The 26,540-nt window shown below is 69.7% G+C and carries 21 protein-coding genes and 1 pseudogene; 10 read left to right on the top strand and 12 right to left on the bottom strand.

The window, feature by feature from the left end; all coding sequences use genetic code 11:
- Positions 1-50 precede the first annotated feature (50 nt).
- Positions 51-2,129: a hypothetical protein gene (locus tag WME96_RS17120; protein ID WP_437291186.1), complete on the top strand. Its 2,079-nt coding sequence runs from the start codon at positions 51-53 to the stop codon at positions 2,127-2,129.
- A 242-nt stretch (positions 2,130-2,371) separates the two neighbouring features.
- Here the strand turns inward: WME96_RS17120 and WME96_RS17115 are convergent, their stop codons facing one another.
- The 4 genes from WME96_RS17115 to minD form a co-directional block, all read right to left on the bottom strand.
- Entirely contained in the window at positions 2,372-3,007 is a 636-nt protein-coding gene (locus WME96_RS17115; RefSeq protein WP_437291185.1) for a hypothetical protein, read from the bottom strand.
- Positions 3,004-4,272 carry an AAA family ATPase gene (locus tag WME96_RS17110; protein ID WP_437291184.1) on the bottom strand — a complete coding sequence of 423 codons (1,269 nt, stop codon included), beginning with the start codon at positions 4,270-4,272 and terminating at the stop codon, positions 3,004-3,006. The genes WME96_RS17115 and WME96_RS17110 overlap by 4 nt, the downstream gene beginning before the upstream one ends.
- A 245-nt stretch (positions 4,273-4,517) precedes the next feature.
- Entirely contained in the window at positions 4,518-4,829 is a 312-nt protein-coding gene (gene minE, locus WME96_RS17105) for a cell division topological specificity factor MinE (protein ID WP_061614363.1), read from the bottom strand.
- 11 nt (positions 4,830-4,840) lie between these two features.
- Entirely contained in the window at positions 4,841-5,668 is an 828-nt protein-coding gene (gene minD, locus WME96_RS17100) for a septum site-determining protein MinD (protein WP_061614362.1), read from the bottom strand.
- 408 nt (positions 5,669-6,076) lie between these two features.
- On the opposite strand from minD, the gene WME96_RS17095 reads away from it, so the two are divergent.
- Entirely contained in the window at positions 6,077-10,045 is a 3,969-nt protein-coding gene (locus WME96_RS17095) for a protein kinase domain-containing protein (protein ID WP_437291183.1), read from the top strand.
- An 85-nt stretch (positions 10,046-10,130) separates the two neighbouring features.
- On the opposite strand, the gene WME96_RS17090 is transcribed toward WME96_RS17095, so the two are convergent.
- A complete protein-coding gene (locus WME96_RS17090; protein ID WP_437291182.1) occupies positions 10,131-10,790 on the bottom strand; it encodes a glutathione S-transferase family protein in 660 nt (219 codons plus the stop codon).
- Between the two features lie 183 nt (positions 10,791-10,973).
- Positions 10,974-11,543, bottom strand: a complete 570-nt coding sequence (locus WME96_RS17085; RefSeq protein WP_437291181.1) for a dihydrofolate reductase family protein — start codon at positions 11,541-11,543, stop codon at positions 10,974-10,976.
- Positions 11,544-11,657: 114 nt separating this feature from the next.
- Here WME96_RS17085 and WME96_RS17080 point away from each other — a divergent pair.
- The 5 genes and pseudogenes from WME96_RS17080 to WME96_RS17060 all read left to right on the top strand — a co-directional run.
- Positions 11,658-11,776: pseudogene (locus WME96_RS17080) on the top strand (winged helix-turn-helix transcriptional regulator); the annotation flags it as partial.
- A 168-nt stretch (positions 11,777-11,944) separates the two neighbouring features.
- Positions 11,945-12,460 (top strand): hypothetical protein, encoded by a 516-nt coding sequence (locus tag WME96_RS17075; RefSeq protein WP_437291180.1) that lies wholly within the window; start codon positions 11,945-11,947, stop codon positions 12,458-12,460.
- A gap of 16 nt (positions 12,461-12,476) precedes the next feature.
- Positions 12,477-13,361 (top strand): hypothetical protein, encoded by an 885-nt coding sequence (locus WME96_RS17070; RefSeq protein ID WP_437291179.1) that lies wholly within the window; start codon positions 12,477-12,479, stop codon positions 13,359-13,361.
- A gap of 155 nt (positions 13,362-13,516) precedes the next feature.
- Complete coding sequence (locus WME96_RS17065; RefSeq protein ID WP_437291178.1) at positions 13,517-14,137, top strand: winged helix-turn-helix transcriptional regulator; 621 nt, start codon at positions 13,517-13,519, stop codon at positions 14,135-14,137.
- A 347-nt stretch (positions 14,138-14,484) separates the two neighbouring features.
- On the top strand, positions 14,485-16,362 hold the full coding sequence (locus tag WME96_RS17060) for a c-type cytochrome (protein WP_437291177.1): 1,878 nt from the start codon (positions 14,485-14,487) through the stop codon (positions 16,360-16,362).
- A 45-nt stretch (positions 16,363-16,407) separates the two neighbouring features.
- Here the strand turns inward: WME96_RS17060 and WME96_RS17055 are convergent, their stop codons facing one another.
- The gene (locus tag WME96_RS17055; protein WP_437291176.1) at positions 16,408-17,358 is read right to left on the bottom strand and encodes a LysR family transcriptional regulator; all 951 of its coding nucleotides are present in this window, start codon (positions 17,356-17,358) and stop codon (positions 16,408-16,410) included.
- 124 nt (positions 17,359-17,482) lie between these two features.
- Here WME96_RS17055 and WME96_RS17050 point away from each other — a divergent pair, with 124 nt between their 5' ends.
- The gene (locus tag WME96_RS17050; RefSeq protein ID WP_437291175.1) at positions 17,483-18,331 is read left to right on the top strand and encodes an oxidoreductase; all 849 of its coding nucleotides are present in this window, start codon (positions 17,483-17,485) and stop codon (positions 18,329-18,331) included.
- A 94-nt stretch (positions 18,332-18,425) separates the two neighbouring features.
- Here WME96_RS17050 and WME96_RS17045 read toward each other — a convergent pair whose 3' ends face one another.
- Together WME96_RS17045 and WME96_RS17040 are read right to left on the bottom strand one after the other, a co-directional pair.
- Positions 18,426-19,511 carry a hypothetical protein gene (locus tag WME96_RS17045; protein WP_437291174.1) on the bottom strand — a complete coding sequence of 362 codons (1,086 nt, stop codon included), beginning with the start codon at positions 19,509-19,511 and terminating at the stop codon, positions 18,426-18,428.
- A 185-nt stretch (positions 19,512-19,696) separates the two neighbouring features.
- Complete coding sequence (locus tag WME96_RS17040) at positions 19,697-21,013, bottom strand: trypsin-like serine protease (RefSeq protein ID WP_437291173.1); 1,317 nt, start codon at positions 21,011-21,013, stop codon at positions 19,697-19,699.
- 465 nt (positions 21,014-21,478) lie between these two features.
- Here WME96_RS17040 and WME96_RS17035 point away from each other — a divergent pair, with 465 nt between their 5' ends.
- Positions 21,479-22,255: a hypothetical protein gene (locus WME96_RS17035; protein WP_437291172.1), complete on the top strand. Its 777-nt coding sequence runs from the start codon at positions 21,479-21,481 to the stop codon at positions 22,253-22,255.
- Between the two features lie 151 nt (positions 22,256-22,406).
- On the opposite strand, the gene WME96_RS17030 is transcribed toward WME96_RS17035, so the two are convergent.
- Entirely contained in the window at positions 22,407-23,504 is a 1,098-nt protein-coding gene (locus tag WME96_RS17030) for a transposase (RefSeq protein WP_437291171.1), read from the bottom strand.
- Positions 23,505-23,833: 329 nt separating this feature from the next.
- Here WME96_RS17030 and WME96_RS17025 point away from each other — a divergent pair, with 329 nt between their 5' ends.
- Positions 23,834-25,222, top strand: coding sequence for an ATP-binding protein (locus WME96_RS17025; RefSeq protein WP_437291170.1), 1,389 nt, complete (start codon positions 23,834-23,836; stop codon positions 25,220-25,222).
- 440 nt (positions 25,223-25,662) lie between these two features.
- Here WME96_RS17025 and WME96_RS17020 read toward each other — a convergent pair whose 3' ends face one another.
- Positions 25,663-26,037 carry a hypothetical protein gene (locus WME96_RS17020; RefSeq protein WP_437291169.1) on the bottom strand — a complete coding sequence of 125 codons (375 nt, stop codon included), beginning with the start codon at positions 26,035-26,037 and terminating at the stop codon, positions 25,663-25,665.
- Positions 26,034-26,528: an RNA polymerase sigma factor gene (locus WME96_RS17015; protein ID WP_437291168.1), complete on the bottom strand. Its 495-nt coding sequence runs from the start codon at positions 26,526-26,528 to the stop codon at positions 26,034-26,036. Before WME96_RS17015 ends, WME96_RS17020 begins: the two co-directional genes overlap by 4 nt.
- Between the last annotated feature and the right edge of the window lie 12 nt (positions 26,529-26,540).

Below are 26,540 nucleotides of genomic sequence, written 5' to 3'. Positions count from 1 at the left end.
CGTTTCCAGGAGGTCTCATGTTCTGCAAGCGTTCGAGTTCGAGCACTTCGGTGCGCTCGTGGTCTGTCTCTGGCTCCGCCGGGACATGGCGGAGGGCGCGGCACGCCGCGCTGGCCGCGCTCGCGCTCCTGCCTGCTGCGTGCGCGGACTTCGAGCCGGAGGACGGCGACGTGGACGGCTCCAGCGAGCTGTTCGACGCGACGGAGGTCGAGCTCGGCGAGGCCGCCGAGGAGCTCTCGTTGCCGTTCCCGATCGACCCCCTGAAGTCGCTCACCGTCACGGAAGTCGACATCGTGTCCCAGTTCTCGCTGAAGGACGTCCTTCAGCAGCTCGTCACCCAGTCGGGCGTCCCGGGCCTCACGCCTCTCACGCTGTTTCGGCGGTTCATGGACACGTACCGGGAAGCCCCCGGTCTCTTCCCCTCCGTCGCGCATTGCAATGACGTGGCCGCCAACCCGAACGACGTGTTTCCTGCCCCGCAGCCCGGCGACACGCCCACGACGGGGTCCATCAACGGGTGGCCGGTCCGGTGCCCCCGGACCGTGGGACAGGAGTCCGCCAGCGATCCGTTCTCCGCGACGGCCGGCGACAATGCGTACATGGCGACGACGCTGGCGAACCGCTTCGATCTCGCCCCTCCGGACGGCGCCCACTGCGGGGAGTACCGGATCGTGTTCGCGCGGAAGTCGGGCCACCCCGACTTCGACTCTGCGAGGCCCGACCAGACCTCTCGGCGTAATTTCATCATCTTCGAGGGCCGGCTGCCCAACCCGACCCCCAGCAACGGCCGGGAAGGATGCCGTCCCATCGTCCAGTTCTGGCTGAACCAGTCGGACCCCTCGAAGAGCGTGGCGACCCGGGCGGCGGACCTGAAGTCCTTCTACTTCAATGGCCTGCCCGCGTCCAACGTCGGGCCCGTCATCCACATCGACAACTACGGCCACACGCCGGGCCCGAACAACGGCCAGATCCGGACCAACGAGTTCCTGCTGTTCCAGGAGGCGTTCGACGCCTGGTCGCTCCGGGAGTACAGGCTCACGCACGGCACCAGCGGCAGCCCCTCGCTGAACGTCGTCCCGTCCTTCGTGAAGGACAACCCGTCAGCGAAGCTCTTCGCGCCCGGCATCTCGGGCGATTCGCGGGTCACCAGCTTCCAGAGCACCGTCCTCCCGAACATGGTGGAGAGGCTCGCCGCGGCCGATGACGTCAACCGCTTCGCGTACCCGTCGGCCCTGCCCAGCTCGATGAACGCGGGCGAGAGCCTGATGATTCCCCTCCAGAACAACTACCTGAACGCGATCGGCAGCGGGACGTCGACCCTGAGGACCAACATCGCGAACAAGCTGACCGCCATGGGCAGCGACCTGTCCGGCACCCCCGGCAACCTGTCCGTGGATCAGATCGTCGGGCGCGCTCAGTCCCTCGCCTGCGCGGGGTGCCACGAGCCCGTGGACGCCAGCAACAGCCCCAACAGCAGCCTCAACGTGGGCCTGTCGGATCCGTTCCCCAAGACGCTGGTCTTCACCCACACCTCCGAGAAGACGGAGCCGGTCAACCCGAACAACGTGAATGGTCCGCGGCGCTTCATCCTGTCGACGGCCGTCCTCGACGTGTTCCTCCCGTTCCGCAAGAGGGTCATGACCGACTTCCTCCTCAACAATGCGACCCTCGGGTTCGAGAAGGCGGGCGCGTGGACCTCATCGCAGGCCCTGCTCGCGACCCACACGGGCCGGGTGCAGGAGGGCATCGCGTCGCTGGAGGTCCGGACGCCGAGCTCGTTCAACGCGATCGTCAGCCCGAACTTCAGCACCGCGGGCCTCACGCCGGTGGGCAACAAGATCAAGCTCGATCTCTTCGTGTCGAAGCAACAGCCGAACCCGAGCTGGGTCGGCAACCTGGAGGTGCTGATCTCGATCCCGTCCGCCGGCATCAACAACCAGTGGGTCGGCAACGTCGTGCTCAACGGCCTCACCCGGGGCGTGTTCAACACCGTCCAGTTCCCGCAGCTCCAGGCGGCCACCTTGACGGCGCTCAACGCGGCGCCGAGCGACGTGAAGCTGCAGTTCAACTTCAACGTGACCGCCAACTCCGGCCCCTACTACATGGACAACATCCGGTTCGAGAACTGATCCGCGCCGCGCTCTCGTGAGCAGGGTGCCGGCGTCCCCGCGCCGGCGCCCTGCCTTGCGTGGCCGAGCTCCCTCGGCCCTCGCGCGATCCGCGCCCCCTCGCGGGCACCTGTCACGAGACCCGACAGGACGAGCACATTCTCTGCGTCGATCGGGCGCGGGAGATCGCCACGGCCGAGGGCGCCCCGCCGAATACAGCAGTCAGGCACGCCGCTATCGTCGAGTCCAGGAACGATCCCGGGTCATGCCCCTCCGGGCAATCCCGGCGAGGGTGCGAGCGCTGCCTGGGCGCTATCTCTCCAGCGGATGAGCCCCTTCGCGTCGTCGGGCACCTCGCTCAGATCCGGGCACTGCTCGACGACACGCACCATGGAGGCCGTGCTCTTGAGGGCGAGCCCCGTTTTTTCTATTTCCCGACGCGCGCGCGAAGGGGTCATGTCCTCCGTCCCACGCTGGCCGAGGAGCGCGAGGATCCATCCCTCGAGCGATGGGAGCGCAACCTCTCCGACCACCGCGAGCGGCCTGGACAGCCCCGCGCGGGCACGTTGAACCCCCACGAGGACGGCCTCTTGCCGCGCCGCGCCTTCATCGTCGCCGTCCCGGCTGAAGGCGACGATGTCCGCCTCGGCTTCCTCGGCGTGAAGGATGAGCCGCTCTACCTGCTCCGCTTCGGTGGGCGAAGGGCCGCGCGCCCGCAGCTTGCAGAGGTGCTTCCATTGAAGTGCACCCACGACGGTCCAGCCGTCGCGGCGAATCCGAGCGAGCAGCGCCTCGAGGATCCCGACCTCCACGTTCGACTGGTACGACGGGTGCCCGGCTCGCGAGCCGAGCTCGTTTCGCCCTTCTCCTGCCAGGAAGACGCGCAGCGGGCCACTCACATGCGCACCTGGCCGTGGAGCAACGGGGCCTCGTCGGTGCCATTCGCGTAGCTCACCCACAGCTCACCGAGGGCGTAGACCTTGGAGCGCTTCTCGAAGCCGGGCGTGTCCTGGAGCAACGTGCCCTTCGATCCCTGCTCCTCATCGCGCACGACGACGGTGACCTCGCTCCCCGAGAGCTCGTTGACCACGAGGGGGCTGTGCGTCGCGATGAGGACCTGCGTGGTCGTCGATATCTCGCGGAGCACGCTCATGACCTCGCCGATCCGCGAGGGGTGAAGGCCGTTCTCCGGCTCCTCGACGAGGAGGACGGGCGCGCGGTCGGCGTGCGATGACGCGAGGAAGGCCAGAAAGTAGAGCATTCCTTCGCTCATCAGCGCGGCCGGGACCGGCTTTCCGCTGTGCAGCGTCACCTCGATGCTCTTTTCGGTCTCACTGATCGAGGGGATATGCAGGCTTCGCACGCGTGGAAACATGCGCAAGAAGCGGTCGCGCAGCGCGAGGTAGCCCGCCTCGTCGCGGTCGCGGATCGCCTCCAGCACCCCGGGCAAGCCGTAGCCACGCTCGTCGCGGAACCCGATCCGTACGTTCCGCGGGATCAACGAGCACGGGCGGCGGAGCGCGTCCGGGTCGAGACGGAGCAGGCTTGCTGGGGCGATCCACGCGGCGAGCTCGTGGGCTTCTCGATTGATGTCGGCTGCCACGGACACTATACCGCGACTGACGAGCCCGCCGACCTCCGTCGGACCGACCAGCGCGAGGTTCCCGGATTTGACGGGGATAGGTCCGAACGGCGTCTTCGACTGCACAGAGTCGTGGACAACCCTCACGACCGCGTGCGTGGCGACCGAGGGAGGCAATCCGGGCTGGTTGCCGTACTGGAGCGGCCACTCGATCGCTTCTTGTCCATTCGTGTCGGAGCTACGCTCCAGTCGTTCGATATTGCGACCGCCCTGCCGCGCCAGCTCGTACCACGTCGAGTGTCCGCGGAGGCGGGCCCGGATCCGTGCTTCTCCTGCGTCCGGCGCGGGCCAGCGAGCATCCCCTCCGGCCAGGAGCTGCATCCCCTCGCCGCCCCTGGCCGCCCCTGCGATGAGCAGCGTCTGTACGGCGCGGAGGATCGTGCTCTTGCCGCTGTCGTTCGGCCCGACGAAGGCGTGGAGGGGCGACAGGCGAAACGCAGCGTTCGAGACGCAGCCATAGCCGCTGATCTCGAGATCCTCGATGAATCGCTGCGAGCCGGCCTCTGGAGCGGTTGTGGTCATGGCGTTCGCTGCGGGCAATGAGACGAGAAGCGTCAGCCGTCGCGCGCGCACGTGCGCCACACGGCGCAGCTACGCTCGCCAGAGAAGGGAAAGCAGGGGCTTCGATGATGTCAAGGGTGAACCGCCGCGTCCGCCCTCGGCGTATCCGGAGCGGGTGGCCGCTCCCTTCAACGGGCGCGATGTGGCCCGCGGTGACGGGGTGCTCGGCACCCCGCGCCGCCAGAGGGCGCCTGGTCGACGAGCGTCTAGACCCGCGCCCCGGTCGGCGCCCGCGTCGCCGCCGCGGCGCGCACGGCAGCCCGCTCCGACTCGGACAGCACCACGTTCAGCTCGAGCACGTCGCAGTCGCCGCTGCGCTCGACGTTGACGCTCACCTGATCCAGGTCGATCCGCTCGTACTTCGAGATCACCTGGAGCAGCTCCTGCTTGAGCCGCGGCAGGTAGTCCGGCTCGCCGGTCGGGCGCACGCGCTCGCGCGCCACGATGATCTGCAGTCGCTCCTTCGCCACGGTCGCCGACTTCGGCTGCGACCTCCGGAAATAATCCATGATCGACATGGCAGAACCCCCTAGGCGGTAGCCGCCTGGCCGCCGAAGATCCGGCTGAAGAACCCCTTCTTGGCAGGCTCCAGGAAGCGGTGCGGGCGCTCCTCGCCGAGGAAGCGCTGGACCACGTCGAGGTAGGCCTGCGCCGCGTCGCTCGTCGGATCGAGCACCACCGGCGTCCCGGCGTTCGACGCCTGGAGCACCGCCGTCGACTCCGGGATCACCCCGAGCAGCGGGATGCCGAGCAGCTCGAGCACGTCCTGGTGCGCCAGCATCTCGCCCTTCGCCACGCGCGACGGCGCGTACCGCGTCAGCAGGAGGTGCGTCTTCACCGCCTCCTCCCCGAGCTCCGCCCGCCGCGTCTTCGCGTCGAGCAGGCCGAGCACGCGGTCCGAGTCGCGCACCGAGGAGACCTCGGGGTTCGTCACCACGATCGCCTCGTCAGCGAAGTACATCGCCATCTGGGCGCCCCACTCGATGCCCGCCGGCGAGTCGCAGAAGATGTACTGGAACCCCGCCGCGCGCAGCTCGTCGAGGATGCGCCCCACGCCGTCCAGCGTGAGCGCGTCCTTGTCCCGCGTCTGCGACGCGGGGAGCACATAGAGGGTCTCGATCCGCTTGTCCTTGATCACCGCCTGACGAAGCGTCGCCTCGCCGCGGATCGCGTTGACGAGATCGTAGACCACCCGGCGCTCGCACCCCATCACGAGATCGAGGTTGCGCAGCCCCACATCGAAATCGATGGCGATCGTCTTGTAGCCGAGCGCCGCGATGCCGGACGCGAGGTTTGCGGTCGTGGTGGTCTTGCCGACTCCGCCTTTGCCCGAGGTGACGACGACTACCTTTGACACCAGAAACCTCCTTGAATGGTTCGAAAGACGTGGCTTGTCCGACGGCCGAGCCCGATCGGATGCCCGTCTGCCGGCGTTCACTCAGCGCCGTTGACGCAATGGGAGCTCGGCGCCCGCCCGATTCCATCGAGGCCGGGGACGCGCTCGACTGGGTACGTCATCGCGAACCGAACGAACAACTTTTTCGCGGCGAATCTTGCAGCGTACCTCGGCTTCAGAACTGGATCCAAGTTACCTACATGTAGGACAACCCAGCGCCCCCTGTACGCCGCGGATTTCTGCCCATGGACGCGGCAGCCCGGCCGCTGGTTCGGTCGATCCGCGCGCCGGGCCGGCGACGCGCCGGGCCCGTGACGCGCCGGGCCCGTTACGCGCCCACCTGTACGCTCATGCGATACTGTTGCGCCGATGACACCGGGGCAGCGGATCGGACCGCACTACGAGGTGGAGCGGCGGGCGGGGGCAGGCTCGCTCGGCACCGTCTATCTCGCGCGGAACGTCGCGACCGGCGCGCCGGTGGCCGTCAAGCTCCTGAGGGATCCGAGCGAGGAGGCGCGCAACCGGTTTGCCCGCGAGGCGCGCGCGCTCGCCGCGCTGGATCACCCCCATATCGTCCGGTACGTCGACGACGGCGTGATGCCGGACGGCGAGCCGTACCTCGTCATGGAGTGGCTCGACGGAGAGGACCTCGCCGCGCGGCTCCTCCGCGGCCGGCTGGAGCCGACCGCCGCGCTCCGGCTCGCGGCCCGGGTCGCCGAGGGGCTCGCTGTCGCGCACGCGCGCGGGGTCATCCACCGCGACATCAAGCCGCAGAACCTCTTCTTGCCGCAGGGCGACCTCGACCAGGTAAAGATCGTCGACTTCGGCCTGGTCCACCTCCACGACGCGACGTACGCGCTGACGCGCACCGGGCAGACGCTGGGCACCCCGTCGTTCATGCCGCCCGAGCAGGTCACCGGCGAGCAGGAGATCGATCCCCGCGCGGACCTCTACTCGCTCGGATGCGTCCTGTTCACGTGCCTCGCCGGCCGGCCCCCGTTCGCCGCCGCGCAGCTCGTGGCCACGCTCGCCAAGGTGGTGTTCGACGAGGCGCCGCCGCCGAGCGCGCTCTGCCCCGGGCTGCCGCCGGCGCTCGACGCCTTCGTGGCGAAGCTGCTCGCCAAGAAACCCGCCGCGCGCCCCGGCGACGCCCTCGCGGTCGTCGACGCGCTGCGGGCGCTCGAGGCGAAGCTCTCCGGACCGGTCTCGTCGGCCGCGCCGGCGTCGTCGGCCGCGCTCACCGGCCGCGAGCGGCGCCTCGCCAGCGTGATCCTCGCCGCGGACGTCGGCGACCTCGGCCGCGGCCTCCTCGCCGCCGGCCTGCTGCGCGACCGCACCGTCCCGCTCTCCGACGGGCGCGCGCTCGACACCGTCGGGCTGACCGCGCAGGCGCTGCGGCAGGTGGTGACGCGGCACGGCGCGCAGCTCGAGCTGCTCGGCGACGGCTCGCTCGCGGCGGTGCTCTCGGGCGCCGGCTCGCCCACCGAGCTCGCCACGAGCGCCGCGCGCTGCGCCCTGACGCTGCGCGGCCTCCTGCCCGGCGCGCGCGTGGCCCTCTCGACCGGGTGGGACGAGATCGAGCGGGCGCAGCCCATGGAGCAGGTCATCGACCGCGCCAGCGCGCTGCTCGAGGGCCGCGCCAGCGCGCTCGTCGAGGGGCGCGCGGCCGAGGCGGCGGACGGCGCGCCGCCGATCCTGCTCGATCCGATGACCGCCGCCCTCCTGAGCGACCGGTTCGAGGTCGCGCGGGCGCACGACGGGCTCGTCCTCGTCGGCGAGGTCGAGGCCGCCGACGAGGCGCGCCGGCTGCTCGGCAAGCCGACGACGTGCGTGGGCCGCGAGCGCGAGCTGCTGCTGCTCCAGGCGACGTTCGAGGAGTGCGCCGCGGAGTGCGAGGCGCGCGCGGTGCTCGTCACGGCCGGCGCCGGGGTCGGCAAGTCGCGCCTGCGCCACGAGCTCGTGCGCCGCCTCGCCGGCCGCGGCGAGCCGGTCGAGATCTGGACGGCGCGCGGCGACTCGATGCGCGTCGGCGCGCCGTTCGGCATGCTCGGCCAGATCGTCCGGCGCGCCGCGCGGCTGCTCGACGGAGAGCCGCTCGAGGCCCGGCGGCAGAAGCTCGCCGCGCGCGTCGCGGCGCACGTACCCGAGCACCTGCGGCGGCCGGTCACCGAGTTCCTCGGCGAGCTGGTGAGCACGCCCTTCCCCGACGAGGACAGCGTGCTGCTCCAGGCCGCGCGCCAGGACGCGAAGCGCATGGCCGACCAGATGCAGTGGGCCTGGGTGGAGTTCGCCCGCGCCGAGTGCGCCGCCCGGCCGCTGCTGCTCGTGCTCGAGGACCTCCACTGGGGCGACCGGCCCACGGTCGAGTACGTCGACGCGGCGCTCCGGCTCCTCGTGGGCCAGCCGCTCATGGTGCTGGCGCTCGCGCGCCCCGAGGTGCGCAAGGCGTTCCCGAGCCTGTGGGAGGAGCGGGCGCTCACCGAGCTCCGGCTCAAGGAGCTGTCGCGCAAGGCGTGCGAGCGGCTCGTGCTGGAGGCGCTCGGCCCGGCGACGCCGTCCCCCCTGGTCGAGGAGATCGTGGGGCGCTCCGCGGGCAACGCGTTCTTTCTCGAGGAGCTCGTGCGCGCCGCGATGGAGGGCCGCCCCGACGGCGTGCCGGAGACCGTGCTCGCGATGACGCAGGCGCGCCTCGCGGGGCTCGTGCCCGAGGCGCGGCGGCTGCTCCGCGCCGGCAGCATCTTCGGCGAGGTGTTCTGGCGCGGCGCGGCGCAGGCGCTGCTCGGCGACCCGGTGGACGAGGCCGAGCTCGACGCCTGCCTCGCGGACCTGGAGCAGCGCGAGCTCGTCGCGCGCCGGCCGGATGCAAAATTCCACGGTGAGATCGAATACATCTTCCGCCATGCGCTGCTGCGGGACGCGGCGTACGAGATGCTGACCGAGGACGATCGGGCGCTCGGGCATCAGCTCGCGGGCGGGTGGCTCGCGCGGGCGGGCGAGACCGACGCGATGGTGCTGGCGACGCACTTCGAGATCGGCGGGGAGCGCGAGCGCGCGATCAACTGCTACCGGCGGGCGGCGGAGCAGGCGCTCGGGGGCAACGACTACGCGGCGGCGATCGAGCGCGCCGAGCGCGCGATCGCGTGCGGGGCGGCCGGCGAGGAGCTCGGGGAGATCGCGACGATCCAGGCGGAGGCGCACCGGTACCGCGGGGATTTCGCGTCGGCCGAGCAGCACGCGATCGCGGCGATGGCGGCGCTGCCGGAGGGGAGCATCCGCTGGTACCGCGCGGCGAACCTGGTGGCGCTGGCGGCCTGCCCGCTGGGGCACGAGGAGACGGCGACGGGGCTGGCGAGGGCGCTGTGCGAGCGCTGGTCGGAGTGGGCGGCGCGCGGGCCCGAGCTCATCGTGATGGCGCAGGCGGCGAGCGGGCTCCTGGTGCTGCGGGGCGAGTGCGAGGACGCGGCGGCGCTGTGCCGGCGGATCGACGCGGTGGAGGGGCGGTTCCGGACCGATCCGGCGGTGAGCGCGGCGATCCTGCGGCTCGGGGTGCACCGGGCGATCCTGGCGGGGGATCTCGGTACGGCCCGGGAGCGGTGCGAGGCGGCGGCGCAGCGGTTCACGCACGCGGGCGACGCGCGCATGGCGTGCAGCTCGCGGAGCAACGCGGGGCACCTCTGCAACGAGCTCGGGGCGTACGCGGAGGCGGCGGCGCTGCTGCGGGCGGCGCTGGCGGACGCGGAGCGGCTGGCGCTGGCGAACACGGTGGCGCACGCGAAGGAGAACCTGGGGCGCGCGCTGCTGCACCTCGGGGCGCTCGAGGAGGCGCGGGCGCTGGAGGTCGAGGCGCGGCGGCACTTCGTGGCGGCGGGGCAGCGGCGGCTCGAGGGGGGGACGTACATCTACCTGGCCGAGGCGTTCCGGCTCGCCGGGGACCTCGCGGCGGCCGAGGCCGAGGCGCGGCGGGCGTGCGAGCTGCTCGCGGACATGCCGCCGCTGGCGCCGTGCGTGCTGGCGACGCTCGCGAACGTGCTGCTCGCCCAGGGGCGCACCGCCGAGGCGCTGGAGCACGCGGGGCGCGCGGCGGAGCTGGCGTCGGCGGTGGTGACGTCGCTGGGCCACCTGGAGACGGGCGAGTCGCTCGTCTACCTGGTGCACGCCGAGGCGCTGGCGGCCGCGGGCGACGGGCGGAGGGCGCGCGCGGCGATCGCGCTCGGGCGCGACCGGCTGCTGGAGCGCGCCGGGAAGATCGCGAACCGGGCGTGGCGGGCGTGCTTCCTGGAGAACGTGCCGGAGAACGCCCGGACGCTGGCGCTCGCGCGCGCGTGGCTGGGCGACTGACCGGCTCGGGGGCGACGAGTTGCCGGCGACGTGAGCCGGCGAGCGGATCGAGCTCTCTGTGAGGTGGATGTCGCAACACGCAGCCTCAGGCTGCGGCTGGAGCGTTTCGAGCGTGGTCCGCCATCTGATCGCGCAAGGCCTTCTGGAAGGCCGGCCGCGCCTCACAGCGCTTGACGTAGGCGTCGAGCACGGGGAATTCGGTCACCAGGTCCGTGTGCCGGAGGAACCTCAGCACGGTCGTCATCAGGACGTCCGCCGCGGTGAAGCGATCGACGAGATGGTCGCGCCCATCGAGCCAGGCGGAGAGCGCGGCCAGCCGGACCTTCACCGCATCCACCGCCCCGGGACGCCGCAGCTTCGCCCACGGTTCTTCGCCGTGCTGCAGGTCGATCGCGAAGAGGTCCTGGATCGGCGGAGCGACCGTGTCGAGCGCGGCGAACATCCAGGCGACCGTGCTGGCGCGGCCGTGCCGGTCGGGGGGCATCAGCGCCTCGGAGTCCGCGGCGATGTGATGCACGATGGCGCCCGATTCGAACAGCCCCCGACCGTCCGCCTCGAAGGCCGGCACCATCCCGAAGGGGTGCTTCTGACGGTACGCGTGCGAGCTCCGCTCCCCGCCATCGACCAGCCTGACCTCATAAGGGAGCCCGGCCTCCTCGAGCGCCCAGCGCACGCGCAAGTCGCGAACGAGCCCCTGGGCGAACGGCGGGGCCCAGGGCAATCCCGTGACGGTGATCTTGTCCATTTGAATTCTTTGCCTCTGTGCGGTTGTGTTCCATCGGAGATGGCGCCGAGCCTCGGACAACTTCGGCCGTCGCGGGCTCACGCGCCGTCCGCCGGCACGAGAGGTCTAACGCAGGGGCAGCGACCCTGGGCGTAACAAGTCTGTCGCGAATGCGGTGGCGCGCGTGATCACTCGGCGCGCATGTCACCTCGGCTCGTACGTCGCGACGATATTGCCGTTCTCGAAGGTGCGCTCGGAGACGCGGCGGAGCGCGATGGCGTTGTCGAGGCCCTCGAAGAGGGTGCGACCGGCGCCGAGCAGGATCGGCACGATGACGAACGTGTAGCCGTCGATGAGCCCGGCCCGCGCGAGCTGCGCCACGATCGTGCCGCTCCCCATCACCAGGATCGGCTCGCCGCTGCCCTGCTTCATCGCGGCGACCCGCTCCACCAGGCCGTCGCGGAGCAGGGAGGTATTCGTCCAGCCGACCTGCTCGAGCGTGCGCGAGACGACGAGCTTCTCCATCCGGGCCATGCCCTCGGCGACCTCGGGCATCTGCTGGCGCGCGGCCTCGGTCGTCCAGAAGCCCGCCATGAGCTCGTAGGTCTTGCGACCAAAGAGCAGCGTGCTCCGGCCGCGCCTGGCGTTCTCGGAGGTGAAGCGCGCCCACTCGGGATCACCCGCGGAGGACGCGTGAGCCCAGCTCATGTCGCCTCGCGCATCGACGAAGTAGCCGTCCAGCGAGACGTTCTCGAACACCGTCAGCTTTCTCATCGCAACCTCCTCGCGTGACCTCGTTGTCAGGCGCTAGTCCTGAATTAGGACTATACGGTCCTGAAGTCAAACTCCATCGTGGGCCTCCTGCGTAGCTACCGGGATCCGCGCGGGATCGCGCGCGCCCTCGACCGCGTGGGAGAGCGGTGGCGCTCCTCGTCGAGCGCGAGCTCCTCCTCGGCCCGCGGGGCTTCACCGTTCTGCGCGCCGGGCTTCCTTCCACGCGACCAGACGCTCGGGAGCGCGGCGCCGACGGCGCAAGGGCCGTCTGCCCGGGGTGAACCCGGGCCGGGCACCCCACCCGGGCATCGTCACCGCGCACGCCGTTCAGCGCAGGCGCTGCGGGCCGGGTGCGCTATGGTCGCGGCGCGCTCGCAGGCGCGAAGGAAGGAGGAGCGAAGATGCTCGAATGGCGATGGCTCGGCGCGCTCTGTCTCGCCGGGCTGCTCTCGGGAGCGACCGGCTGCAAGGACAAGAACGAGCGCTGGGAGGGGGCGCAGGAGGCGGCCGAACAGCGCGTCGAGGAGAAGGCCAAGGGTGACGCGCCCAAGGCGGTCGAGGGCGGCAAGCTGAACGCCTTCTTCCCGGCCGACGGCGTCGAGGGACTGAAGCGCACGTTCGAGCAGGAGAAGGACGGCTTCGTGCAGGCCAAGTACGCCAAGGAGGGCGCCGAGGCCACGCTCTCGATCAGCGACCTCATCCAGAACGAGGACGCTCGCAAGAAGTTCGCCAACGCCACCGAGAAGCTGGGCAGCGACCCGCTGACCACGGTGGGCAAGAACCAGACGACCGCGCTCGTCGCCGACCGCTGGCAGATCAAGGTCTCGTCGCAGGCCATGGATCACGCCGCGCGCAAAGCCCTGCTCGAGAAGTTCGATCTCGGCGGGCTGCGCTCCTTCAATCCCCCCACCAAGTAGCCACCGGAGAGAGCCCATGAGCGACAGCGACGATCCCATCTTCAAGCTGGTCAACGACCTGCCCGGCACCAGCGTCACCGGCGCGGTGCTCCACGCCCTGGACTGGATCGCCCCCGGCCAGTGGAAGAACATCACGAACTTCGACGAGCTCATCGCCGACGAGACGGGCGAGAGCGACCAGGACCTCATCCAGCAGGTCGGCCAGCGCGCCATCCAGCTCTACACCGACCCGTCGAATGGCTACCAGAAGGCGGTCTGGTGCTTCCAGATGGTGGACAGCCTGGACAAGACCATCGCCGCCGCCTCGGCGGTGAACCTCATCGGTCAGAAGTTCGATCTCGGCTTCCTGAAGGCCGTCACCCCGCAGCCGGAGGCGGCGCAGGCGGTCGACGCGGGCATCAAATTCGCGTGCGAGCTGGCCTCGTTCGTGTTCGTGAACGGCATCCCCGGCGACGGGGTTGCCGACTTCGCCAGGGCCATCGGCAGCTACGGCAAGAGCGACATCATGCGCCTGGCGGCCTTCGCGGCCATCGACTGCGTGTTGCCGCTGGGGCCGAACTTCATGGAGAAGATCACCGCCGCCGTCTCCGGCTCGGCGCTCACCGAGAGCAAGCTCTACAACGCCGTGGCCAGGTACCTTCCCGGCGGCGGACCCCAGGAGCACAAGGTCCTCATCCAGAAGAACCTCGAGCAGGCCGGCGGCAAGGTCACCCAGCTCGTGCAGGAGAAGGGCATCACGCAGTCCGGCGTCCTCGACAAGGTGCGCGAGCGCATCTCCCTCTCGGACGACAAGCTCGACGTGGTGGCCGCGGCGCTCGACGTGATGACCAGCTACTACGAGCACACCGGCGTCCAGTCGGTGGCCCGGCGGGTCATCTCCCGCGCCTACTCCGAGATCTAGGCATCCGGGCCATGCCCTCGGCGACCTCGGGCCTCTGCTGGCGCCCGGCCTCGGTCGTCCAGAAGCCCGCCAACCTCCTCACGTGACCTCGTTGTCAGACGTTAGTCCTGAATCAGGACTGGACGGTCCTGAAGTCCAACTGCATCGTGGACCTCATGCGTAGCTACCAGGATCCGTGCGGGATCGCGCGCGCCCTCGACCGCGTGGGAGAGCGGTGGGCGCTCCTCGTCGTGCGCGAGCTCCTCCTCGGCCCGCGGCGCTTCACCGATCTGCGCGCCGGGCTTCCTTCCGCCAGCCCCAACGTGCTGTCGCAGCGGCTGCGGGAGCTCGAGGACGCCGGCGTGGTGCAGCGGCGCGCGCTCGCGCCGCCCGTCGCGGCGACGGTCTACGAGCTCACGCCCCGGGGGCGCGAGCTCGAGCCGGTGATCGTGTCGCTGGCCCGCTGGGGGAGCCGGGCGGTCCCGCTGCCGAGCGGCGAGCTCAGCCCGAGCGCGCTGATGATCGCGCTCCGCACCACGTTCGACCCCGGCGCGCTCTCATGCGGGAGGCTCGCGGTCGTCCTCGACGGCGAGCCGTTCTCGGTCGAGATCGCCTGCGGCGCCCTGTCGGTGGTGCGCGGCGAGCCGGAGGCGCCCGACGCGACGATCACCGCGACCGCGCGCGCGCTCCGCGCCGTCGTCTTCGCGGGCCGCGAGCCGCGCGGCGTCGCGATCGACGGCGACGCCGCCCTCGCGACGCGCTTCCTCGGCGCGTTCGCGCGCCCCGCGCCCGCCTGAGCGCCCTGGCGAGGGACCGGTCGGTCTGTCGCGACCTCAACCTGGTTCGGGTCGCGCCGCGACCTCAACCTGGTTCGGGTCGCGCCGCGGTCGATCGCCACATGTGGAATCGCGGCAACACGCTGGCCCTTCCAGCGTATACATCTTGCGTCATCCGGCACGATTCCGGCGGCCGGAAGGCTGTGCCCCAGGCGGAGAAGGCGAATCCATGCGCCGTGGGCGCGCCCCCCTGAATCCGGCGCGCCCGCTGCGATCTCGCATATCACGGGGAGAGCCGTTGTCGTCCGAGGCTCGATGCACGACCCCGGCAACCTTCTTGCAAGGCCGCGTCGGTCGCAGGAGGCGCAATGAAAGCTCGATCCGGAGCGGGGCTCACCACGCTCACCGCCATGATCTCGGCCATCGCCGGGTGCAACGTGCTCTCAGGCTATAATGATCTCCCGTGGGACGAGTACGAAGATTTCAGGGAGTCCCAGGAGCCGACGCCGCCCCCCAAGATCTCCGCGGTGCCGCCTCCCCCGATCAGCGGCGGGACGCTCCTTGTCACTGCCGACAAGGCGGTTGCCGTTGCTGCGGATCCGGACCGCGACAGGATCTCGATCGTCGACCTCGCCAGCTTCACGGTGGACACCATCCTCCCTCTGGAGAAGGATGACGAGCCCGGGCGCGTGGCCGAGGGGCCGGCTGGCTCCGTTCATGTGGCGCTCCGCCGCGGCGGAGCGGTGGTCACGATCGATCTCGCCACCAAGGAGATGCACCGCAGGCCCGTTTGCCCCGCCCCCCGCGGGATCGCGTACGACGCCTCGACAGGCCTGCTCCACGTGGCGTGCGCGGGCGGCGAGCTCGTGACGCTCTCCTCGAATGTCGCTGCCCCGCCGGTCCGCGAGCTCCGCCTCGACCGCGACCTGCGCGACGTTGTCGTCGAGGGGGACTCGCTCCTCGTGAGCCGCTTCCGGTCCTCCGAGCTCCTTGTTGTCGCGAAGGACGGCACGGTGGTCGAGCGCATCAGGCCGCTGTCGTACATCCCGGGCGAGCTGTACGACCTCGAGAACGACACGCGTGAGTTCGAGCCGGGGGTGGCGTGGAGGACGGTCCCGCTGCCCGGGGGCGGCGTGGCCATGCTGCACCAGCGCAGCCTCGTCAGCCCCGTCAGCAGCACGGGGGCCGGCGTCTACTACTCGAGGAATTGCGACCGGCGCTTGCTCCATACCGCGGTGACCCTCATGCGACCGCTGCCCGGCGAGGCCCATCCGTCGAACCCGCCGCTGTCCAGCCATGGTGTTGGCGGCATCGGGGTCGGGCTGCTCGCGGTCGACATCGCTGTGTCGCCGGATGGGCTCAGCGCCGCGATCGTACAGGCGGGCAGCGGCGATGTCATCGAGGCGCCGCTCGAGTCCCTCGAGCGGAACGACGGGATCGACACCTGCTCGCTCGCCCCTGACCAGCGCCACTTCTTTGTCGGCGTCCGGGAGCAGCCCATCGCCGTCGGCTACGACGGAGAGAGAAACCTGCTCGTGCAGATACGGGAGCCGCCGAGCATCCGGCGCTTCGGGGCCCTCAGCGGCGAGGCGATCGGCACGCTCGAGCTTCCCGGGGAGAGCCGGCTCGACGATTCCCATACCCTCTTCCATGGCGACGGCGGTGGATCCCGCGCCGTCTCCTGCGCTTCCTGCCACCCGGAGGGGCATGAGGATGGACGGGTATGGAACTTCGAGCCCATCGGACCGCGCCGCACGCAATCGGTCGCAGGCGGCGTCCTCGCGACGGCGCCGCTGCACTGGGACGGTGACCTGAAAGACTTCAGGGGCTTCATGAGGGAGGTGCTCGAGAAGCGGATGGGCCGCTCGCTTCCGGACGCCGCTCACCTCGACGCGTTCGCGGCGTGGCTCGACGCGATCAAGGCCCTGCCCCGGTCGAAGCCGGCGGACGCGGGCGCCGCGGCGCGCGGCGAGGCGCTCTTCAACGACCCGACCCTCGCTTGCGCGACGTGCCATTCCGGCGAGACGCTCACGAACAACGAGACCGTCGACGTGGGCACGGGCGGGCCGTTCCAGGTACCCTCGCTGCGCGGGCTCGCGGCGCGCGCCCCGTACATGCACGATGGCTGCGCCGCGACGCTCCACGACCGCTTCGGCCCGTGCGGCGGAGGGGATCGACACGGCGTCACCTCGGCGCTCACGCCGGCCCAGATCGACGAGCTCGTCGCGTACCTCGAGACGCTCTGACGCCGAGAGCTCCAGCCACCGTCGGGCGGCGCGGTGGGTCCGGAATCACGCGGGGCCCCCGCCACCGGAGACGCCGGTCCGACCTGAACGACGCCTCGCCTTCTGCCCGCGAGCGCTCGTGACGCTCTCGATCAGCGCGCGGAGCTTTGGCTGCTCCTGCGTGCGCGCCGGGAAGTACAGGTAGAAGCCAGGTCCCTTCGTGATGAACGCCTCGAGCACGCGCTCCAGCCGACCCTCGGAGAGGTCGCGCTCGATGGCCTGGTCGGGTACGTACGCGAGGCCCGACCCCGCGCACGCGAGCGCGACCATGAGCGCGATGTCGTCGACGACGATGCCGCCGGGAACATCGACCGTGATCGCCTTGCCCCGGCGTTCGAGCTCCCATCGATAGACGGTGCCGCTCGCGATGAGGCGCTGGCGGATGGCGCGATGGTGGACGAGGTCCTCCGGCGCGCGCGGCCGCCCCGCGCTCTCGAGGTAGGCCGGCGAGCCGGCGATCGACCACGACGAGTGGCTCGTGATCGGGACCCGCACCATGTCCTTCTCGACCGCGTCGCCGAGCCGGATGCCCGCGTCGAAGCCGGCCGCCACGAGGTCGACGAAGGCATCGTCGAGCGAAACCTCGATGGACAGCTCCGGATACGCCTCCCGCATCCGCGCCACGAGCGGAGCGAGGAGCCATGCGCCGGTCATGCGCGGCGCGGTGATGCGGAGGTTCCCGGAGGGACGCCCGCGGTAGTCACCGAGCGCCGCGAGCGCGCCCTCGACGTCCGCGATCGCGGGCTGCAGGCGCTGAAAGAGGCTCGCGCCCGGCTCCGTGAGCGCGACGCGCCTCGTGGTCCGCTGAAACAGCACCACGCCGTACCGTCGCTCGAGGAGCTTGATCTTCTGGCTCACGGCGGTGGGGGTGACGCCGAGCGCGGCGGCGGCGGCGGTGAAGCTCTTGCAGCGGCCCACGGCGAGGAACGTCGTGAGCCCGTCGAGCGTGTCGGCCATGCCGGATTATGAACCGTAGGTTCAAGAAGCATCAAACGTTTTGCGAATTATCTTCATGGTCGCGATGCTGCATCTTCGTTCTCGCGAGGGGGGCGCACCCCCCGGAAACGAAGAGGAGATCCCCATGGAAACGAGCGAGAACAAGCGTGTGTGGTTCATCACGGGCGCGTCGCGCGGCATCGGCGCGGAGATCGCGAGCGCGGCGCTCGCCGCCGGCGATCGGGTGGTCGCGACCGCGCGCGATCCGAGGAGCATCACGGACCGCTTCGGGCGGCCCGAGGCGCTCCTCCCCCTCGCGCTCGACGTGACGGACGAGGCGTCCGTCGCCGCCGCGGTCGAGGCTGCCGTCGCCCGGTTCGGCCGGATCGACGTGCTGGTGAACAACGCCGGCTACGGGGTCGTCGGCGCGATCGAGGAGACCCAGGGCGACGAGGTGCGGCGCGTCTTCGAGACGAACGTGTTCGGCCTCCTCGCGGTGACGCGCGCCGCGCTTCCGCAGCTCCGGAAGCAGCGCGCCGGGCTGATCTTGAACCTCTCGTCGGTGGGCGGCTACCGGTCGGGGCCTGGGTTCGGCATCTACTGCTCGACGAAGTTCGCCGTCGAGGCGATCTCGGAGGCGCTGCACGCGGAGCTCGCGCCGCTCGGCATCGGGGTGACGGTCCTCGAGCCGGGCTACTTCCGGACGGAGTTCCTGGAGGCGAAGTCCGTCGTGGCGACGGGAAAGGTCATCGCCGATTATGCGGAGACCGCGGGCAAGGTCCGGAGCTACGCGAAGGAGGTCAGCCTCCAGCAGCCTGGCGACCCGGCGCGGCTCGCCCGCGTTGTCGTCGAGCTCGCCGGCGCGAAGAACCCGCCGCTCCGTCTCCCGCTCGGCACCGACGCCATCGCCGCGATCGAGGCGAAGAACGCGTTCGTGACGCAGGAGCTCGCCGCGTGGCGCGCCGTCTCGGCGTCGACGGACTTTCCGACGTGACGCGCGCGGGGGAGAAGCTCGTCGCCCCCGCGCCGCACGCTGCGAGTCCGCCGAACGCGGCCTGGCCGCGCGCGGCGCGGGCGCGCCCCCGCGTCTACTCGACGCAACAGAGCGTCGACTGCCCCGTCGGATCCAGCGAGCCGCTGAGGCTCGTGCGCGCGGTGCAGGTCGAGTTGGTCGGCTTGCCGACGAGGTGCGCAGGAGGCGAGTAGGCGTAACCGCAGTACCGGTCGGCCTGCGAGAGCTGCGCGTGATCGAAGCAGCTGTAGTCGTTACCGAGCTCGACCCGCACGTAGTTGCAATCGCCGCCGCTCGCCGTGCACGCGCAGGACGAGCACGTCCGGGTGTCGGCGTAGCCCCGGAACCAGTCGCTCTCGCGCCGCCCGTAGCCGTCGCAGGTGGCGCTGCCCGACACGAGCGCGCACTGCGCCGCCGGGGCGAGCTTCGGGACACAGACCTGGCCGGCGCGGCAGCCGGCGCCCGGGCTCGCGTGGCAGAGCTTCTTCGACTCGGCCCACCGCGCCGGCGCCGGGATCGCCGTGCCGGTCGCCGTGCAGCTCTGGATCACCTCGAAGGGGCCCGCGCGAACGCCGCCCCAGCTGACGAACCCGTTGTTGATCGGCACCGAGTCGCACATGAACCCGACCCGCTTCGCCAGGGTGCCGCCCGTGAGCCCGTTGTCCGCCTCGCACTGCGACGTGTTCGCGTAGAGGTAGAGATCCGCCGCGCAGTCCGTCGGGTTCGGCGTGCAGCCGCAGCCCTCGCACCCGCTGCCGGAGAGGCCGCGGAAGAGGAGCGTCTCCTCTTCGGTGAAGCCGTCGGGGCACGGCTCTGTCGCGTCCACGAGGACGCCGGGCTGGAAGTTCGTGGGTGCCGCCAGGCAGACCGCGCCCTCGGCGCAGTCCGGGTCCGCGCAGTCGACGGCGTTGTCGCAGTCGTCGTCTGCGCCGTTGAAGCAGTCCTCTGTTGGCATGCACCCCGTCGTGGTGCTCGTGCCCGTGCTCACGCTGGAAGGCGTCGTCGTGCCGGCACCGTTGTCACCGCCCGCACCGTCCGTACCGCCCGCACCACCCGTACCGCCCGCGCCCGCGCCGCCCGCGCCGACGAAGTTGCGATCCTGGGCGCTGCAGGCCGAGAGGCCGACGAGCGCTGCGACCGCAAGTCCGCGAAAATTCATCATGCTGCCAGGATATCCGACCTCCGAGGGCACGTGGCAGCCTCAGATGACGCGGGCGGACGCGTGCGCCACCCGGTGGGCGCGCACACCTGTCAGCGCGGCCCCCTGGCACGCCGGCGCCGCGCGCGGCCGGCGCGGGGATCGGCGCGCGACGCGAGCCGCGCGACGCGGGCCGCGCGCGCTCGCGCCTACAAGCGCTCGATGAGGAAGCTCCGGGTCTTGTCGTCGAAGCTGTGGGGGGCGAGGTTCGCGTCTGCCGTGAAGACGCGTGACCCCGGCGAAGTCCAGAAGTACCCGTCGTAGAGCGTCAGCTTGAAGCCGGGGGGGACGCGGACGGAGCTGATCCGGAAGTCCCATGGGCCGTTGAAAAGAAAGTTGCCTCCGACGCTGTACACGAACGATGCGCCCGAGAAGTTGGCGTGCTCGTAGAAGGTGACAACGTCGAGCTGCGGGTCCGAGGCGTGCGAGACGACGATGCTCGAGATGATCTCGTTCGCGCTCACGGACACGCCGTTCGTGCCCGCGGCCGCGAGGTTCGTGTCCGAGGTGAAGACGTACGCCCCCTCCTCGAAGTTGTGGTTGAAGAAGACCGTGGCCCGGAGCCCTGCAGGGACCGTGATCGAGCTCGCGCGGTCGTTGCCGATGATCGTCAGGTCGGCGACGTTGTAGCGGCCGATCCCGAAGCCCTGCGAGACGCCGGAGAAGTTCGAGAGATCGTGGAGCACGACCTGGTCGCTCGGGTGGACCGTGGGGCCGCCGGCGATCGTCGCGTCGATCCACGCGCGGTGGCGCGCGACGTCGACGCCGGCGAGCGACGCGTGCAGGTTCGTGCCGTCCTGGCCGCTGCTGGCCGAGAACACGGCGACCTGACGCCCGTCGACGAACCACGGGCCGCCGGAGTCGCCGCTCCAGCCGGAGCCCGTCACGCCCGTCGCGAGGAGCTCGTCGTCGGAGCGCCGGCCATCGATGTGGATGGTCGCCTTCTTGAGCGACGGCGCCATGACCAGCGGCGTGCCCTCGCTCCCCCAGCCGTAAACCGTCGCGTCCGTCCCGTTCACGGCCAGCCCCGCGGGGGCGAGCTGGACGAACGGTCCATCGGCGTCCTCGGTCAGGTGGAGCAGCGCGATGTCGACGCCGGCCGAGGGCACCTCGACGGCGTCGACCGCGATGCGCCGGCCCTCGCGGTACGTGTTGCTGCCGACGCGCACCGCCGACGTCTCGCCCTCGTCCGCGATGCAGTGCTGCGCGGTGAGCGCCCAGCGCGGCGCGACGAGGGTGCCGGTGCACTGGTAGAAGTCGCCGGTGCTCCCGCGCACGTCGAAGACCTGGACGGCCCAGGGGCTCGCCTCGGCGAGCTCGCCGCCGATGATGGCGGACGAGCGCGACTCGAGCGCCTCGAGCGCGTCGTCCGACGCGCTATCCAACGAGCAGCCCGAGGAGAGGCCGAGCGCGGCGCCCGCGCACACCGCGAGACCAAGCGCATGACGAAGTTCTCTCTTCTTCATTCTTCCTCCACATCATGATTCTGGTCAGACGATCGTTCGCACCGACGGAGTCCGCCTCCGCCAGGAGCCAGCGTTCGCCAGCAATCAGAGTGACGGGGCCTGTGATCACGGCGTGCCCGGCTCGGCGACGGCCTCTCCGAGCAGACCCGTGGGGGCACCGGGCCGAAACCGGTGAAGGGACAGCCGGAGCGGCAGGCCCTGAGGCGGGCGCACGAAATCCGCCCGCAACGGCTCAAGAATCGCGTCCAGAGTATGCCGCGCTACCCGGAGCGTCGCCAGGCGGCGATCTGGAACGGCCGCGTTCGAGGCGTGGAACGAGGCGGCATCCCGCGGTTCGCACTGCATAGCATTTTTATGATGGGCGCGTCGACTCGGTCAGCGCGGTCAACTGCCTGTCCATCGGCACCCCATGCTGGAGTCGGACGTCACCTCCGGAGGCGGGGTCTGAGGTAGGCTCACCTCCCCATGAGCCTTCTGCTCTCGATGACCTCTTGCCCCAACTGCGGGGCGCCGCTCTCCGTCGCGTCGGGGCAGCGCCACGTCATCTGCATCTTCTGCAACACGAACCTCTTCGTCGAGCGGCCCGCCACCGGCGCTCCCGTCGCGCAGATCAGGGCTCAGACCGCCTCGAAGGACGACATCGAGCGCGTCAAGCAGCTGCTCGTCGACGGCAAGCGCGACGAGGCCGTCGACCACTATGCGCGGGCAGCGTCGGTGTCCAGAGACGAGGCCGAGCAAGCCGTGGCGAACGTGTTTCTCTCGGCCTACTGGACGCTCGTCCGTCACCTGCCGATCAACGGCTTCGGCTTCTTCCTCCACGCGGTCTTCATCTTCGGGGGCGCCGGGCTCGCCGCCTGGGCGGCGACCCGGGCAGTCGAGTCGCCGGCGTACCTGTTCCTCGTCGCGGCGGGGGGCCTCTTCGCGATTCTACAGCTCGTGCGGTTCCTGCGGCACCTTGCCTCTACCCTGGTCGCGTCGTTCGGCTCGCTCGGCCGCGGGCGCGTCCTCCGTTGCTCGGTGGTGCGGGAGTTCGTGAAGCAAAAGGGCTTCTTCGTGGTGGTCGTCTTCGAGGTCGTCCCCGACGACGGCAGTCCGGCCTTCGTCGACCAGGAGACCCTCTTCGTCGGCGAGGAGTCGCTCCGGAAGCTATCGCCGGGCAACGTCGTCCGCGTGCGCTTCGATGGCCGTCGCCAGCACGTCTTCCCGGCCACGCCGGTCACCGTGCTGGCGACAGCGGTCTGACGCGGAGAGGAGCGGTACAACCGCCCCCAGACCATCGAGATCGGTCCTGGAGGGGCGGTACAACCGCCCCCAGACCATCGAGTTCGGGTGGTGCGGTCATTCGACCAAATGGCTGCGGGCGCCGAGCAAAAGACCGCACCCGATCGCAAGCTCATCCCTCCGAGGTGGGCGGCTTGCCGAGGTCGAACAGGTCGAGCTGGACCGGACGGCGCGGAGCCTCGACCGGCGGGGGCGGCGCAGCCTGGACCGGAGGCGCCGACGGCGGGGGCTCGGGATGGCGCTGCGGACGCTTCAGCGCGGGCGTCGGCTCCGTCACGAGGCGGAGGAAGCCCCGGCCGCCCGGAAGCGGCCTCGCAGGCGCGGAGGGCTCGGAATGGCTGAGTGGCTGGGCCTCGGGGGCGGCCGTCTCCCCCTCGGCCAAGAGCGCCTCCATGAGCTCGTCCAGGCTCCACACGTGGTCAGTCAACCCGGCCTGCATCGCAGGCGTGACACGGAGAGTCTTCACGACATGACAGAGGTTGTAGTAGCTATACGTCAGAGCGACAGATGCCCGGTGGTGTTCGATGCGCTTCGAGAACGCCAGGCAGAGCCGACGCATGCGGCCGTTCTGATGTCTCGTGGTGCCGTTCAGGCGCTCCACGTACGCTGTGGACGCCTTCTTCGGGTCGGGCGCCCCAAAGACTACCGACTTGGTGATGAACGGATCGCGCGGCGGCTCGTAGCGGTGGTCGTCGTCGCGCCGGCCGCGGCTGCCAGAACGGTAGTTCTTGACCGTCTGCATGTAGTCAATCGACGTCCCGAAGGACGTTCCTACAGCTTGGACGTACGGCGCGAAGCCGTCCGAGGTGAGCTGAGGCATGACGAGCAAGCGGGTCCGCAGGTCGGCGATGAAAGCGTCTGTCGTCTCCTGGTCACGCTTCCCGACGCGGTAGGCGATCACCAGCCTCGACAGCGTATCCATCGCGACGAAGGTGTACGCCTCGCCGACGTCGGCCGCGTCGGCTGGTGTGACCCTCGCCTGCTTCTTCTGCACGTACCCCCAGATCTCGTCCACCTGCACGAGAACGCACCGGAGGTCACGCACCAGCCGGTTGTGGAGCCGCTCGGCGCCCTGCCCCAGGGCCAGCGCGAAGCGCCGGATCGTCCGCTGCTGGACGCCGGTCATGCGCTCGGTCGCCCGCACGCTGTTGCCGTCTACAAGCGCCGCGAGCACACGCAGGCGCTTCTCCGCCGGGAGCACGTTCGCCACGGGACCCTTGCCTTTCTCCGGCGGAGGGCCCACGATCCGGTCTGCCAGGACGTCGGACGGGTCGCACCGCTCGGCTTCTGCCGCCCCGCCTTCGGGTTCCAGCCGGAGGCGGGGCGTTTTCGTCTAAGGTCCTCTGATTATAGCAATTTTGCCGGGGAAAACCGCTCGGAACGGCTCGGCAGAGGTGGCGCTAGGACAGCGGATGTCATAGCGGACGTTGCGCGTTGCGCAGGGGGTGCGCGATGACAGCGCAGCGCATCAGATGGCTCCGGGACAGCGAGCGGGCGCCTACCGTTGCTCCTGGAACGCCGATGAGGTATTGGCAGTCCATGGCGCCCGTATGGCTTCCGTCTAGATACGAGAATCTAGATATTGCATTCCGTGGCAGGCTTCGACCAAGCGCGGAGCTGAACCAGCTGGTCATCAATGCGTTCAAAGGCATGAAGATAAGTGGCGGAATTCGCTTCCTGCCGGTCTTTGGACTCAGCGGCTCCGGGAAAACGTCCGCGGCCCTGGAGCTCGGCACTCATCTTCCTGAATGCCTAGTCACGACGCTAGAGCGCACGCAAATCGAATCCGTCGACAGCTTGCAACAGACCATGGCACGGCACTTCATGCAGCGCCCTTCAGGCAAAGAGCTGCTGATCTTCGTCGTCGATCAGTACGAAGAAGTTACTGCGGAAAAGGAGTCAGTGCCGAAGCGATTCGTTGAAAGTCTGAGTCTATTAGACCGAAGCCAGCTTGGAAGATATCCGATACTAATACTGTGGCTAACCACAAGTCGTGACTTTCAAAAACTTCTATGTGACGCGACAACTCGGAATCGACGCGTATTGGTCGAAGATGGGTTTGAGCTACATGGCCCACCGAGGGCAGAGTGGTCAAGTATTGTAGAGGAGACGTTTTCGTTTCACAATCACGGCAAGTCTTTGGCCGATTTCGAGGTGATGCCAGAAGACATTGCGCGGATCAGCGCTTCAGCTGACACGCTCGGTACGGCCGTGGAGCACGTAGGGTCGAGACTGCACGAGCACAGTAGAAGTATCGTAGACCTGTCGAACTATCAGGTAATCATGCTGTGGCCTGTGACCGACGGCAAGAGGCTTGCACAGGTGGTGCGATTCACGGACGCTAGATCTGGTTACAAACTCCAATGGGAATCGTGGTATCGATCCTTAAACAAGTTAGACCAGAAGCAACTGCCGCTACAAGAATACAACCGAGCCAGGCTGTACTTCGACATGCGACTGATCCCGATCGCCGCAGCGGATCTTATGCCGCTGTGTAAGAATCTGCACGACAGCGCCTATATTCCTAAGAATCTCAGCAGATTCACGAAGACGCACTTCTACTACATTTTGAACGATGCATGGAACCCGGATGCTTATTCGCCACAGAGAGAGCGGGATTCCGAGCGGGCGACCAACGCGAAGGCGTGGTATGCTGACATTACAAGCAGACCTGTGTTCGTGGGCCAACGTATCGCGGCCGCGTTGCGGGAGCTGGGTGTAGATGCCTCGCATGAGGCCGAAGTGAGATCGGCACACGCGGCCATGCGCGCAGACGTGCTGGTTGTCAGGCCGGGACGACCTACTCAGCGAATCGTGGAACTTAAGGTGTTCGCGCCAAAGAACACGACGCCTTCCGGCATTCGCGACGCCGTTAGAACGACGCTGAAGAGGCATGCGCAATTCGCAGGTTTTATCCCGCGTCAGTAGGCGAGTGCCGCCTGTATACAGCGGCACTCGCTGCGCGCACCAGCGCGCTTTGCGCTATCTCATGCGACGAGTGCGATTATACCGCACGTTGCGAAGCGTGCCACGGCCTCCACAGGTGTTGCACCTGCGGCTTCCCGAACAAAGCGCACAAGTTACCCCGCCGATGTTCCCGCGCCCCTGGCACCCGCGACACGTTCCGGAACCACCGCATACACCACAATTACTCATGGGCGTGAGGCTACTCCGGCGGAGTGAGCAAAGGAAGCGCGGGCGACTGTCGGCCCCAAAATTTGCTGACCGCCGCTTTGTCTGGCCGTCAAGCGGCAAGTGTCAGGCGTAAGGCGCATGGACAGGGGTTCAGGTTGGCGTGGCTATACCAAACACGTGCCAGGCGGGGTGACAAACGAGCTCACGGGGGCGCGCCCACTCGCTCCGCGCGCCTACTCGCCGCCCTCAGCCATCCGCGCCATGACGGCGATCTCGCGCAGCATCTCGCCCGGCGTGCGGCCCTCGTTGTGGGCGATGGCCTCGATCGCCTGCTCCAGCGGATTGCAGCACTCCCGGAGCCCGCGCACGACGCGGGGCGGGACGTCGATGGTTGTGGGCCGGGGGTCCGGCCACCTCGGCGGCCGTCGGGGTGGCCACCAGGAGTACACCGCGTCCCGTGGCCAGTCGCGGTGGTCGAGGCGATGCGCCTCGTAGCCGCGCGCCGTCAGGTAGCGCTCCACGTCCTCGGGCGATACGCGCCGGGTGATGGGCCGCCCGGGGAGCGTGACGCTCATGCGGTGCTTGGGGTCGCGGATGTTGAAGCTCATCGCCGCCACCTCCGGACCTTGAGGGCCAGCATGGCGCGGGCGATGCGGAGCCGGCTCGCCGCGGTGAACGGGCTCATCCCGCGCTGCGCGGCGTACGCGGAGAGCGTCTCCGGGGCGTCGACGGCCAGGAGGATCTCCTGATGCTCCGGCCTGAGCCGTTCGATCGCCCGGAGCAGGTCGCGCGCCTCGATCTGCGCGTCGAGGCTCGGACCAACGAACCCACGGAGCAACCCGAGAGGCTCCGCGTGGAGGATGGCGCGCCGCACGTACGCGCTCTCGAAGTACTTCGACGCCTGGCGCCACGCGATGCCGTGCAGCCACTTCCGGAGCGCGTCACGCGGCTGGTCCTTCGGATTCGGCCGGTATCGGCCGCTCCGGATGGCGCGCCACGCGCCAAGGAAGACCTCTTGCTCCACGTCGGCGCGGTCGCGCTTCGGGATGCCGGCGAGCGTGGCGCGGACGATGCCGCGCTCGGCGAGGAGCGCCTCCATCGTCGGCCGCTT

It is taken from the genome of Sorangium sp. So ce406 (assembly GCF_051474675.1).
Taxonomy (GTDB): Bacteria; Myxococcota_A; Polyangia; order Polyangiales; family Polyangiaceae; genus Sorangium; species Sorangium cellulosum_G.
The sequence above is the reverse complement of the archived record's forward strand: the minus strand, read 5'-3'. Positions and strand labels throughout refer to the sequence as shown.